The following is a 12,549-nucleotide window of genomic DNA, read 5'->3' as shown; positions in this document are numbered from 1 at the left end:
AAGAGCACAGCCCGGAGGAGCCGGAGGGGTCCCCGGGGGGCCAGGAGATGCCGCAGGGCGAATCTGTTGAGGGTCGGAAGGTCTTGACGCCTCGTGAGGTGGGCGTGGAAGAGATTCGGAAGGCGGTGGAGTCCTTGGTGGAGGCTGATGTGAAGCCGAGTGGGCGTGCGCTGGGGGAACGGCTTGGCGTGTCAGCGCGTACGGGTCGGCGGTACCTGCGCCTGGTGGAGTAGGGCTGGTGGCGCGTCTGGCCCCGTCCAGGGTCGTCACCTTGGGCGGGGCCGTGAGGCTATGCGGCTCGGGAGGCAGCGGGGTAGCCATCCCGCAGGATCAAGGACAGAGGGCGGGCCACGTCGTCCTCCGTGACAGAACCTTCCGGCACTTTCACAAAGTGCTGGCCTTGGTGCGCCCACCGAGCGCGTTCGCCGGGGTATCCCCATGCCCAGCCCTGCGCGGCGTCCTCTTCATCGGCGCGGACCCATACATGGCCTTTGGCGTCCAGCACCCAGTCCCCCGCCTGCCATTCCTCTGTGCTCACTTGCTCCCCCGCTGGTTGTTGCTGCCTCAACCTTGCCATGCACCTCTGACAGTTGACCCCGAATTGTTCCGTCTTGGTTCCCAGACCCGGCCATGTTCGTATGTGGCCCCACCTGCGTGTCTGCGGTGGGGGCGTCCGACCCTGGGACCAACGGCCGTGGGTGTCCGCTGGGTTGGTCCGGGTGGCCGGCCAACGCCCGGGGACATGACGGCCGCAGGGGTGTGACCAGTTGCATGGCCGAAAGGTTGCACGTGTCCGTGGCCGAGTTTGCGGCCGTGACCGTTGTCTCTTTCGTGAGTGGCCGTACGTGACCGTTATCGGTCGGGTCCTGGCCGTGGCCGTATGTGTCGGCCGTGGTCATGGCCGGTCGGTTGAACGGTCACGACACCCCCCATGTTGAACGCGTTCAGGTGAGCTAGGACCATACGCCCGTGACCGGCCGTGATCAACCGGCACCCCCGCGTGGCCAGGCGCGCCATCTGGTGGGTGGGCATGCCGCGCTCACCTCGTTTCGAATCTTCGTGCGAATTTCGAGGGACCAGGTTGGCACAGACCAGGACGCAGCGGAAGGCGATGTTCCACACTCTGTGTGATCATCCGAACACACAGTAGGGCCCTGTCCGGGGATGTCGGACAGGGCCCTAACGGGCCGGCCGGTGAGGAGGAGAGCCCCGGCCGTTCGCGACCGGCCAAGGGGCGCCGCCTGAGCCCGGAGGCTTGAACCAGCCCGTAAGCAGTCAACCGTAGCGAATGGGGGGCCACGCCCAACAGGGCGTATTTCAGTCGTCGTGCGCGATGCCGTCCAGTTTTTCGTCCAGGGCGGCCACGTCCGGCTGGTCCATGATCGTTTGCATGGCCGTACTGGTCTCCAGTTCCGTCCGGGCGGCCTCCACGATGTCCGCCACCGTCACACCGAGGAGTCTGGCCAGCCTCGGTGTGTCCACCGCTCCGATGCCGCTTGTCCGGATGAGAGCAGCGGCCATGCGGAGCTTGTCCCGCCCGTCCGTGTCCGCGTCCAGGTCCCAGCCCGCTGTCCGAGCGTGGTCTAACAGCCAGCGCGTGAACTCCGTGTCCCTGATGCTGAATTCGCGGTCCATGTCCGGAGCATACGAGAGCCCCGGCCCGACGCCACGGGGGAGCGTCAGGCCGGGGCGGTCTCGTCGGGGATCATTTCTCCCGGGGAGCGGCCCCCAACCCCCGCGCCAGGCTGTCATTTGCGAGGGACGATCGCATGACGTTGGTCGGCTCATCAAGCCACAGGTGTTGACCGTCGTCCGTGAACGTGAGGCCGAAGCGCTCGAAATGCGGTTGACCCTCCAGCCGCCAAGCCGTGTACGCCCCAACCAACTCCGACCAAAGATCGCGCGGTCCGTAAGTGACGACCGCATCCGGCCGCCACCACTCGTCATAGACCACCAGGGCCACCGAGGTACCCGCCTCGTCCCACAGTTGGACTTGTCGGCTCTCGCCCTGGCCACGATGGGCGTACGCAATATCCGGCAGGAACAGTCCGAGCGCGAACCGGCTCGACCAGTCCCCGCCGAACAGCTCGTCAGGGTCGATTACCGATGCCGACTTACGAGGCTCGCCCGGAGGGTTGATGTCGGTGTTCGGCCGATGGCTTCGCACCCACATGTATGACGCGCCGCCAACGAACTTTCCGCTGGCCACTCCCCCAAGGACTGCCAGCTTCAGCAACCCTCCTGACGCAAACAGCGTGTTGTACGGCGTCAGGATCAGGGCGCCGGCCGCTGCTTGCCTACGCCACGCCGCCGGGATGTCTCGCACGGCCGCTGTCGCAATGATCCGGTCGTAGGGCGCGTTCGGCGCGTGGCCCTCCAAGCCGTCACCCGTGATCGTGGCCGGGGCGTACCCGGAGCGCTCCAGGTTGGCCCTGCCCCACGATGCAAGGGCGGGGTCAAACTCCACCGTCGTCAGGCGGTCCGAACCGACCAGTTCGCACAAAAGTGCGGAGTCGTAGCCGGACGCCGTGCCGATGTGCAGGACGCGACTTCCTCTCTCGGCGTCCAGGCGGTTCAGCTTCTCAAAGACGATGTCCAGCGCGGAAATGGACGACGTGAAGTCGCCACGCGCGGGGCCGTGTTCGGGCATGATGCCGTCATCCATCTGCGTGATGAGTGAACGGTGTGTGCCCCACACTGCCCGCCGCCACGCATCCTCGTCCTTATCCCGGTCGATGACCTCGTGTAGCCCCTCACTGTCGGTGTCGTAGCCCCAGAACTGCGCGGGCGCGAAGGCCTCGCGGTCCACGGCGTTGAACGCTGGCCGAAGCCACGGGGACCGAAAGGCCCCCATGGCTTCTAGCTCCTTGCGGCTGATCTCTTGGTAGTCCATGGCCTCTCTTACTTCGGCCGGGAACCGTCGGGCGACGGGGGCGTGGGCGGCGGGGTCCACGGCTTGTCAGCGGGCTGCCCTCCGTGCTTTCCGTCGGACATGGTCAACCACCAACTGCGCATCTCAGAACCTCCGTTGCTCGCCCGAACCGTCGGGACTTTCGCCCCCAGCCGGCCTCGGGACTTTGGCCCCTGACCCTTGTGGGTCAGGAGTGTTGACCCCGCTCCCCGGAACGGACCTCACATCACGTGCGGGGAGCGGGAGTTGGAACCTGACCCCCGGCCGGGACGGGACCGCCGTCACGTCCGCCTGCCATCCGTAGCAGGGGCGGACCGGTGCGGGCCTCACCGAGAGTCAGGGGTATTTTGGCGGGCCTCGTCCTTGATCGGCAGGCCCGATGTCCGGCACGCCAGCCGCCTGACGTGGTGCTCGGTCATGTAGCCGCTTTTCCACCGGTCGATGAAAACGACGTGCTGGCAGAGAGGGCACCGCAGCGCGCTAATGTCGCCCCAACCATCCCTGAAGACAAAGTGATCGTTTCCGAGGTCACGCGGCTCGTACGTCACTAAGACAGCGGTGATCACGTTCGCATCCCCTGGGCAACTATCAACGCAACCGTGGCAACCCACACCACCGCGCCGACCGTGACCACCACGGCATGCGTACGGTCTTTCACGGAGCCGCCCGGCCGTGTTCTGCGTCGGGCTCCACGTCGGCGGGCCTCGGCCGCATCCGTGCCCGAAGGCTCGCCCGGCCCGCCGGAGTTGAAGCCAGCTCCAAGCCGTTGACCTCGGCCCGCCGCTCCTGCTCGGCCTTGTCGGCCAGCGTCACAACGGCGATGTCATCGAACCGCCGGGCGAAGACAGCGTGACCGGTGCGCGCGGCGTGGTGCCGCATGGCCTGGTCCGCCCGCTCATACTCCGCCGTCGGCACGATCGTGAACTTGCAGCCGGGGCCCACGCAATCCACAGAGACAGACCGCTCCCCATCCGGGTGGGAAGAGACCGTGTACGCCACGAAACGGGCCGTAGCTCTCGGGGCGCTCACGACCGCACCCCCTGTGCGCTCGGGAGCTGGCTCAACTTCGGCACGATGTGCGGGTGGTTGGCGAGTTCGACGTTGAAGTCAGCCACCGCCGACAGATCACCACGGCCCCGCGCCTCCATGCGCCCCTCGTCGCACCAAGCGCAGTCAGCGCACTCGGGGTACACGACGGGCTCCAGTGCAGGCACGTACCGCAAAGGCAGCTCAACCGGCTGCTCCTGCCAGTTGTGTTGCGGCGCGAAGTAGTCCCCCGCCCCCATCACTCCTCACCAACCGGCGTGTTCAACAGCAGCGCGCGGGCCAGCTCGGAGGGGTCCGGCTCTCGCAGCTCCTCGTCGGGTCGGGCGCACGTCCACTCGGCACCGCCGCCAGGCGGACGGAGCCATACGGTCCCGGAAGGGTCCACCTCCGACACCTTGCCTAGCTTCTTAGCCCCCGTGTCGTACGCCCACTGACCCGTGTCCACTACGCCACCGTCCCTATCCGACTACGTGTCAGGAAACGGTAGGGGCGGTGCAATTGCATGTCTGCAACAGTTCGTCAGGTCAGCGGGTGAAACTGTCGCAAGTGATCGTTTAGAGGTTTACCCGCACCACGCTCGCTACCTCCCGCAGCTCTGGCGTGATCAACCGGCGGTGCTCCGCAATACGCGTCACCACGTCACCCGCGTAACGCTGATTGCCCAGCCACTCCGGATACTTGCGCTTGATCTTGAGCAGCCGGGACACCGCCCCCGCATAATCGCCCGTCATCGCCTGTGCGTCGGCCACGTCGAGCATGTGCCGGTTGATGTTGTTGGTCGTCGGCCGGACGCCCCCCTTGGGCACCCGACGGGCCAGCCTGAGCACCTGGTCCGGGTGGCCCAAGACGGCCGCGTTCTCGCACGTCTTCAACATGACCGTGGTCGGCCCGAAGGTGCGCAACGTCGTGTACGGCGATGGCAGGAACTCAGACCCCAGCGCGTCGCCCGCGACCTTCGCCCACTTCATGGCCGACGTGGCTTCGCCGGCACGGTTGTCCCGGATCGCCGCCGCCGACACCCGAAGCAGCATCCACCCCCAGGCGCACAGCTCATCGGGCGTCGCCCGACGCATCTTCAACGGCTCCATCTCGTCAGCCCACTTGATGGCCAAGTTGCGCGCCCGGTCCAACTCGCCCCGGCGGAGGTACAACCACGTCAGATTGTTGACCGTCTCCGCCGCCTGAATGCGGTCCGTCGCAAGGTCCATCGACCGATCAAGGGCGTCCTCGGCCAAGTCGAACTGGCGCGTCATGGTCAAGGCCCAGCCGCCGAGTTGGAGCACGCGCACGCGGAGAGCCTGGCCCTCGTCGCCCAGCGCGGCCACGTCGCGAAGTATCCCCGGCAGCACCCGCGCCAGCTCCCCGAATTGCCCCTTGAAGTAGGGGAACGCCGCATCGACCACGGCCCGGACCCCGGCCAGAGTCGGGGGCTCGTCACTCTCGACTACCAGCGCCCCCGGCGGGGTGTTCAGAGCCTCTCTGACAGCCGCCCAGGTGTCCAGGGTGTCTTCGTTCGCACCCGGCTCGTCCGTGCCCTCCGCGAGGCGCATGGTCGGTACCTGAAGGACATGCGCCAGCTTCCGCCACGTCTCCATGCGGGCCGTATCCCGGACGCCTTGCTCCAGGTGACGGATGACCGTCACACCCACGCCCGATTCTTCGGCCAGCTCAGTTTGGGTCAGCCCCCGCCACTTGCGGGCTGCTTTCAAACGCTCGCCTGCATCGCTCATACTTGCAGGGTACGACGGCCGCCGCCCCCGTGAATCGGCTTGGGCCTACCTCTTAACGGAGTTGAGTCTCCGCCGATCACCCCTACGCACAAGAGCCCCGGTTCCCCCAATTAAGGGGGAGCCGGGGCTCTAGTCTGCTCAACCCTCCTTCAAGAAGGCCGCCAGGCGGAGTACGTCGTCCAGGGATGCGGCCGGACCAGCCAACTCCCTTGCTTCCAGGAACCGTTCCTCCGGTGACAGCTCCAGCACCATCGGAGAGAGGGTCGGCGGGTGCGTGCCGTCCTCCAGGTCTGCGCGGTAGATGTCCTCCAGGGCTGAGTCCCGGCAGGCCCGGCGGAGGGGGCAGTCCGTGACGCAGGGCTTGGCGGTGTCGGGGCAGGGCTCGGGAACGGCGTCGGTCACGTCTTCACCTTCAAGGCGGAATGTCGTCAGGGTCACGGCACGGGCCAGGCGGCGGGCCGTCTCGGGGGATAGCAGGACCGCCAGGGGATAGGCCCGGAGGCTTTCGCCCGTCCCCGGGGCAGGTCCCACGGACAGTTCCACGTAGCCGTCCGGATCCTCTCGGAGGGAGAGCTGGGTCTCCTCCGTCCATTCGTCTGGGAACGTCTCGTCCGTCATGCGCGCCACGTCCGGGCGTAGTCGGACTGGTCCATCAGGTCCCAGAGGTCCGTGGAGTCGTCGGTGGAATCCGCGGTGGTGTCGTCGTCCTGATCCAGGACGGAGGCGCCGGCCAGCGTGGCGTCTTCCGGGGTCATGTAGCGGTGTCGCATTGCTCGGGCCTCTCAAGGCTCGGCCGCCCAAACGGCAAGCGGCTTGGTGTACTTGGCTTGGTTGCAGTCCCGGCAAGCGGCCACGACGTTGGAGGCCACGTCCGGCCCGCCAAGGGCGAGCGGGATTACGTGGTCCAGCTCCTCCGCCGGGCCGTCGCAGTAGCAGCACCCGGCCCAGCGGGCCAGGACTTCTTTCCGGTCGTAGGGCTCAGGGCGCAGAAGCCGGGCTGCACGGGGGAACGGTCGGGGCCGGGGTGGTCGCCGGGCCGACCTCATCCGCCGTGGCGCCGGGATCACGCCGCGTCCGCCTCCAGCCCTTCCGCTACGACCTCCACGGCCTGGCGCATCTTGGCCAGGGAGCGGGTCAGCATCACGCGGACGTTGCCGGGGGTGGTGCCCAGCTCCTCCGCGATTGCGGCGGCGTCGGGGACGGGGAGGCCCTGGGCGTCATATCCCTGGTGGAGGTGAACCTCCGGCTCAAAGCCGTACGTCATGCGTACGACCCGGGCCGGGTTCTCCTTCAGCGTCGCCAGGAGGGCGTGGGCCAACGCTTCCTTGTGGGCGCGTTCGCGGCGGGCCACGTCGCGGGGCTCCACCAGGTCCTCCGGGACGCCGTAGCCGTAGGGGGCCTCCAGGTTTTCGTGGAGAGGAAACGTTTCCTCCCTTCCGGCCGGGGCGTCCAGGGAGTCAATGCCCTCCAGGACCAGGCGGACCGTGTGCGCCTTGGCCGGGGTCATGCGGTGGGAGGAGTCAATGACGGTGACCAGGAACTCCGCCGCCTCCCAGTCGCCGGCGACGGTGCCCAGTGCGGCGCGGAAGGTGGCCAGGGCCGCCGGGGAGACGGTGGCTCCGCCGTGGTCGTGAGCCGCTTCTCCCAGGGCCTCCGCGATGCGCTTGTGGGCGTAGGTCGAGAACTTGGCGCCACCGTTCGGGTTGTAGCGCTCCAGGCATTCGAGAACCGCCAGACGGCCCTCCTGGCGGAGATCGTCAAGCTTGTCGGTGTACCCGGCGGACAGGGCCGGGATGCTGGCCATGCGCTTCTGGGCCAGGGTGTAGATCAGGCCGTCCAGTGCGGCGATGACCTGCGCTTTTGCCTCGGTGTCGCCTTTTTGGGCAGCACAAATCAGGGCAGCGTCAAGCATGGGGGTTCTCCTTGAATGGGGGGCGGGTCTGGCCCGCTCGCCCCCATGCACTGAGCCCCGTTACAGGCGCTTGATCGCATGTGTGTTCGAATCGAAAAGCGCAGTTGTGCCGGTCAGGAAGGGCGGAACATGGTCCGCCGGGCGTCAGTGGGTAGGGGGCACCGCCGGGCGGCCAACCGGCCGTCCTTCAGGCGGATTTGGGCGTGAGGTATCGCCACTCGGCCCCGAGAGGGCCGAGGGTCATGGGGTGTCTAGCGAGTGGATTGCTTACGTTCCGTGGAAGCGGCACGGGGAGGCGGGGAGGTCTCGGCACGCTGCCGACCTGCACCAATGCACCTGCATGGACCCGCCCTCCCCCGTGAGTCGATACGTCCGACTTATGAGAGCCACCCAAACATGAACACGCTAGGCCCGTCAATCGTGTTCATGTTCATCACATGCCCGGGTCGCGGCTTCTGTGGTGCTCTGTCCTCCCAGGTCAGAGGGGTCTCTGGCGCCTCTACTTCACGGCCCACTCATCCGGCAGGCCGTACCCCCCGGCCCAGGTACGGCCGTAGACCGCCGCATCGGTGCCGATGGGGACGCCGAACAGGTTCATGCGCACCGTGGCGGCCACCTCCGCCGCTATCTCCGCCGCTTCCCGCTCTGGGGCGGTGCCCAGCACTTCGTCATGCACCCAGAGGTTTAGGTGGCTGGTCAGACCCTTGGCCTCCAGGTCCAACAGGGCCTGACCCATGGTGTCTCGGGCGGTGGACTGGCAGATGTAGGCCGTTGCCTTATAGAGCTTGTCCCGGTCCAGGACCAGGCGCCGGCCACTGGGGGTACGGATCTCACACCCGTTCGCCAGGGCATGGCGCTGGAGGCCACGGGCCCACCTCTTCACGCCGGGGTAGGCCCGCGCATAGCGGCTCAGGGTGTCGCGCATCAGGTCCACGGGCTGGCCGGTCTGCTTGGCCAGGGTGGCGGCCCCACCCTGGTAGGACGTGCCCAGGCCCGCGATCTTCGCCAGGTCGCGTTGGTGCTTGGTGAAGCCCTCCCCGAACATCAAGGTGGCGGTGAAGTCGTGGAGGTTGCGGCCGTCCCGGATGGCCTGGCACATGCGCGGCTCCTGAGAGAGAGCGGCCAGGACGACCAGCTCCACGGAGGACTGGTCCACGCTGAAGTACGCCATGCCGGGCTCCGCGACGATGGACCGCCGGATCTCCCACCCCTTGGACGGGAGTTGCTGGAGCGGCGGGTCCGACACCGACGCACGGCCCGTCTTGGCTCCCAGGGTGTTGATCTTCGGGTGGATGCGGCCGGCGGCGTCGCGGTTGTCGAGCATGGCCAGGGCGTATGACTGGCGCCACTTGGCCGCACGCTTGGCGTGGAGGACCGCGTGAGCGAGCGGGTTCCCTCGGCGGGTGGCGCGCGGTTGCCACTGGTCGTCCAGGTCCGCCGCATCGAGTAGGACGCTCTTGTCCACCTTCAGGGAGCCGGAGGGCGTGGTCTCCGTCAGGGTCTCCCCCATGGCCAGGAGTGCCGTAGCCACCTGGGCCGTGGAGTTGATGTTCTCCACGCCGTAGCGGGCGGCCCGGAGCGTGTGCTCCTGCGCCTGGTCCTGGAGGCGGTCCGCCAGGCCCTGGGTATACGGCACGTCCAGGAGCATCCCGGTTCGCTCCATCCGGGCACAGATGGCCATCAGACGGTGTTCGTAGTCCACCAGGGCCGGAGGGATGGACAGGACCTCCAACTCCCGCTCCAGGCAAGGGCGGAGCCGGGCCGTGTAGATCACGTCCAGTCCGGCGTACTTCTGGTAGGTCTCGTCCTGGTAGGGGATGCGCGCGAACCCGGTTGCCTTGGTCAGGCCGTGGGCGTGGAACACGCTGGTCAGCCCTGCCTGGGTGTCGGGCGCGGAGGGGTCAACGAACCATGCCGACAACGGCTTGAGACTGACCCCCACTCCGCCTTCAAAGTCCTGGCGGCTGTCGCGGAGGTGGGCCAGGATCTTGGTATCCCGCACCCGCTCCCACACATCGTCCAGGGGCGCGATGCCGTGGCGGTCCAGGACCAGGAGGTCATAGGCCGCGTTGTGGATCACCAGTTCCGGGCACCGCGTGACCACGGTCCGGGCCAAGTCCTGGAAGGCTGGGCCGCGTTCGACGGGGACGACCCATGCCGTGGTCGCCGTGCCGTACTGGACCGTGCGGAGCTTGTGGGAGGGGCGGAAGGTGTCCAGGCCGCTGGTCTCTGTGTCGAGTGCGAGCGAGCGCGGCTGTACAGTCTTCAGCCAGTCGCGGGCGGTGGCCACATCCGCTTCCGTCTCCAGGGCGTGGATGGTCACCGGCTCCCCGGCCACAAGGTGGGTGTACGTCTTCAAGGAGTCCTCCGTCAGTGGGTCGCGGCGGAGGGGCCCTGACATGCGAAAGGAGGCCGACCCGGTACGGGACGACCCCCAACGCAAGTGTGGTACGCGCTACTTCGCTTGGCCGAAGATGTCCGCCGCACCGTCATCCACTGACGGGCGTTTCACCTGTGTGCAGTCGGCCAGGTTGCGGAACCCGCGGATTCCCCGGGACTGCCCCGAGCCCTGGCCTTCCGTCACGCCAGGGAAGGACCGCAGGGTTTCGTAGAACTTGTTCCGCGTCATCGGGTGCCGGACGCCCGCCTCTTCGGTCCAAGTCCGGTAGCGCTCCCAGCACACGGACTTGGGAACGAACGCGCCGTCCTCCACGACGAACTCCTCCCCGATGAACCCGGTTAGCGGGTGGGAGCTGTCCCGGTACTGGAGGGTGGCCTGGTTCACCACGTCGGGGAAGTCCAGGCCCTGGCCGGCACGGTAGGCGGCATGCCAGGCAATGGCACCGCGAACGGCCCACGCTGCGATACCCTCCCGTTCCTTTTCCAGCGTGGCTTGGAGGTGGCGGTCCTCCCGGCCCGTGAAGTCCTCGTTCCACGGAACGACCCGGACGCGTTGCCACAGGGCCGCATCCGTAGCGTCCACCTCCGGCGCGTAGTTGGTGTCCACCTGGACCAGGCACACAGGCTTGAACGTGATCTCACTCTTTGCGTACACGCCCCGGGCCGTGATGCTCTGATCTCCCGTGATGGCTTTCATCAAGGCCTGGTCCAAGGGCATGTTGGCGGGCCACTCGGAGGAAATCACCAGCCGCTTTCCCCGGAGCCCCACCACGTCCGCACGCGGGCCGCCGGATTCCCGGCGCCGCAGGAACAACGACGCGTCCGCACGCTTCACGGCCGCCCGGAAAGTCTCCTCTATGGCGGCCGTGTACGTCGTCTTGCCGTTAGTCGTGGGTCCCACGTGCATGATCACGACTCGCTCCACGCCGTAACCCGTGATCCCGTACCCGGACAGCATCTGAAGGAAGCCGGGCATCTGCCCGCATTGGGGGTGACACTCCATCAAGAAGCGCTCCCAGCGGGGGCACTCAGCGTCCGGTCGGTAGTCCACCTCCACGTAGTAGGTATTCATGTCCTCCGGCTGGTGTGGCCGGGTCACTCCGGTTCGCAGGTCCACCACCACGTTCTTGAACGCCATCAGATACGGCACCGCGTCGAACGCGTCCACCTGGGCGTACACACCGGGGATGGAGGTCAGCATGTCCACCATGCCCTTGACCTTGGAACTGTTCTGGGAGTTCAAGATGTGCTTGGACAGCTTCTCCGGGTCGTGGCCCGTCTCGGAGGCCATCGCGCTGACCACAGACCGAACGTCCGCGTACAGAGCTTCGGTTGGCACCTGCGCCCAGTGCCGGCCATGCCAGCGGAACACTCCGGCGCCGGGAACTACCCGCACATGTCCGCCCAGTTGGCGGAACAGTCGCTCCGCGTTGCCCAGGTCCGTGAGCGGCAGGACCGTGGCCTCCTCCGCCTCTGAGGAATCGGCCTCCGGCCGGGGCTCGGGCTCCAGGTCCACGACGTGGAGCGGGGCCCTGCGGACGGCCGCGTGGAAGGCAGTGGGAAAGGCTTCGGGGTCACGGGCCCGCCAGTCGGTCAAGTCGTCCCCGGCGTGGGGGATGACCAGCTTGCGGACCATGACACCCGCGTGGACGAGAGCATCCGCCAACGCTTCCGTGAACGCCTCACCGGCTTTGTCCCGGTCTCCCGCGATCACAACGTCCCGGCCCTTCAGTCCTTCCGCCAGTTCCGCGATCAGGTCCGCATTGCGGGCCAATCCTGCGCCCCGGACCATGACGACGTCGTACCCGGTGGCCACGGCGGTCAGGCCGTCGCCCGGCCCCTCCGTGATGAGGACCGTGTCATAGCCAGACCCGCTCCGCAGGACGCCGTACTTGCCCCATGCGGCCCCATCCGGGGAGGTGATGCTCAGCCACCGGGCCGGGCACTGGCCGGACAGGTCCCGGCCCTGGAGTCCGCGCGGGACGCCGTTGAAGTCGCACAGGGGGACCGTCAGGCGGGGGAAGCGCTGAAAGGCGGTCGAGCGGTAGGTGAACCGCTGGTCCAGGCCCGGGTAATCCAGACCCAGCCCCAGGTCCACCGCGCGCTCCGCGTCCAGTCCGAACCGGGCCTGGACGTAGTTCCGGGCCTCCGGGTGCTCACGGTCCAGAAAGGCCATGTTCGCGGTGTCCACGTAGACGGCCAGGGCCGCGATGTGCTCCGTGGACAAGGCGCCAGCCACCGGCTTGGACGACGCGTGGATACCGTCGCCGGGGGTCCACTCGAACAGGTCGTATGCCGACATCCCCAGCGCCCGGAGGATGGCGTCCTTGTCGCATCCAGCCCAGCACCGGACCAGGAGCCGTCCGTCCTGCTTCAGCCGGAAAAAGAGGCTGGGGCGGTGGTCGTCGTGAACCGGACACGGGACGCCATACTCCCCGCGCTCCTCGACCACCTCCGGGAAGCGGCTCAGGAACTGGGCAAGGTTCTTCACTGGTGACTCCTCAAACACGGAAAGCGGGCGTGTACCGGGGTCATCCACTGACCGCCGT

10 protein-coding genes are annotated in these 12,549 nt (G+C 67.5%); all 10 read right to left on the bottom strand.

Features of this window, described 5'->3' with window-relative positions:
- Window positions 1-1,317: 1,317 nt before the first annotated feature.
- The 10 genes from ACFYZA_RS00970 to ACFYZA_RS00925 all read right to left on the bottom strand — a co-directional run bounded on the left by ACFYZA_RS00970 (window position 1,318) and on the right by ACFYZA_RS00925 (window position 12,509).
- Window positions 1,318-1,635 (bottom strand): hypothetical protein, encoded by a 318-nt coding sequence (locus tag ACFYZA_RS00970; RefSeq protein WP_388486043.1) that lies wholly within the window; start codon window positions 1,633-1,635, stop codon window positions 1,318-1,320.
- A gap of 70 nt (window positions 1,636-1,705) precedes the next feature.
- Complete coding sequence (locus ACFYZA_RS00965; RefSeq protein WP_388486041.1) at window positions 1,706-2,893, bottom strand: protein-L-isoaspartate O-methyltransferase; 1,188 nt, start codon at window positions 2,891-2,893, stop codon at window positions 1,706-1,708.
- Between the two features lie 672 nt (window positions 2,894-3,565).
- Complete coding sequence (locus ACFYZA_RS00960) at window positions 3,566-3,826, bottom strand: hypothetical protein (RefSeq protein ID WP_376207584.1); 261 nt, start codon at window positions 3,824-3,826, stop codon at window positions 3,566-3,568.
- A gap of 686 nt (window positions 3,827-4,512) precedes the next feature.
- A complete protein-coding gene (locus tag ACFYZA_RS00955; RefSeq protein WP_376207587.1) occupies window positions 4,513-5,688 on the bottom strand; it encodes a helix-turn-helix domain-containing protein in 1,176 nt (391 codons plus the stop codon).
- A 138-nt stretch (window positions 5,689-5,826) separates the two neighbouring features.
- The gene (locus ACFYZA_RS00950; RefSeq protein WP_388486037.1) at window positions 5,827-6,306 is read right to left on the bottom strand and encodes a hypothetical protein; all 480 of its coding nucleotides are present in this window, start codon (window positions 6,304-6,306) and stop codon (window positions 5,827-5,829) included.
- Window positions 6,303-6,458 carry a hypothetical protein gene (locus tag ACFYZA_RS00945; protein ID WP_388486035.1) on the bottom strand — a complete coding sequence of 52 codons (156 nt, stop codon included), beginning with the start codon at window positions 6,456-6,458 and terminating at the stop codon, window positions 6,303-6,305. Before ACFYZA_RS00945 ends, ACFYZA_RS00950 begins: the two co-directional genes overlap by 4 nt.
- Before the next feature lie 12 nt (window positions 6,459-6,470).
- Complete coding sequence (locus ACFYZA_RS00940; RefSeq protein WP_376207595.1) at window positions 6,471-6,734, bottom strand: HNH endonuclease; 264 nt, start codon at window positions 6,732-6,734, stop codon at window positions 6,471-6,473.
- A gap of 17 nt (window positions 6,735-6,751) precedes the next feature.
- Window positions 6,752-7,600: a sigma-70 family RNA polymerase sigma factor gene (locus ACFYZA_RS00935; protein ID WP_376207598.1), complete on the bottom strand. Its 849-nt coding sequence runs from the start codon at window positions 7,598-7,600 to the stop codon at window positions 6,752-6,754.
- A 499-nt stretch (window positions 7,601-8,099) separates the two neighbouring features.
- Entirely contained in the window at window positions 8,100-9,959 is a 1,860-nt protein-coding gene (locus ACFYZA_RS00930; RefSeq protein WP_388486033.1) for a DNA polymerase, read from the bottom strand.
- A 96-nt stretch (window positions 9,960-10,055) separates the two neighbouring features.
- On the bottom strand, window positions 10,056-12,509 hold the full coding sequence (locus tag ACFYZA_RS00925; protein WP_388486030.1) for a phage/plasmid primase, P4 family: 2,454 nt from the start codon (window positions 12,507-12,509) through the stop codon (window positions 10,056-10,058).
- Window positions 12,510-12,549 lie beyond the last annotated feature (40 nt).

It is taken from the genome of Streptomyces sp. NPDC001828 (assembly GCF_042892175.1).
Taxonomy (GTDB): Bacteria; Actinomycetota; Actinomycetes; order Streptomycetales; family Streptomycetaceae; genus Streptomyces.
Note: the sequence above shows the minus strand (reverse complement) of the source record. Positions and strands in the feature narration are given on the sequence as shown.

Excerpts from the sequence above, each read along its gene's own strand:
- ACFYZA_RS00935 (WP_376207598.1), bottom strand. The coding sequence starts at position 7,600 with ATGCTTGACGCTGCCCTGATTTGTGCTGCCCAAAAAGGCGACACCGAG.
- ACFYZA_RS00940 (WP_376207595.1), bottom strand. The coding sequence starts at position 6,734 with ATGAGGTCGGCCCGGCGACCACCCCGGCCCCGACCGTTCCCCCGTGCA.
- ACFYZA_RS00945 (WP_388486035.1), bottom strand. The coding sequence starts at position 6,458 with ATGCGACACCGCTACATGACCCCGGAAGACGCCACGCTGGCCGGCGCC.
- ACFYZA_RS00955 (WP_376207587.1), bottom strand. The coding sequence starts at position 5,688 with ATGAGCGATGCAGGCGAGCGTTTGAAAGCAGCCCGCAAGTGGCGGGGG.
- ACFYZA_RS00950 (WP_388486037.1), bottom strand. The coding sequence starts at position 6,306 with ATGACGGACGAGACGTTCCCAGACGAATGGACGGAGGAGACCCAGCTC.
- ACFYZA_RS00970 (WP_388486043.1), bottom strand. The coding sequence starts at position 1,635 with ATGGACCGCGAATTCAGCATCAGGGACACGGAGTTCACGCGCTGGCTG.
- ACFYZA_RS00965 (WP_388486041.1), bottom strand. The coding sequence starts at position 2,893 with ATGGACTACCAAGAGATCAGCCGCAAGGAGCTAGAAGCCATGGGGGCC.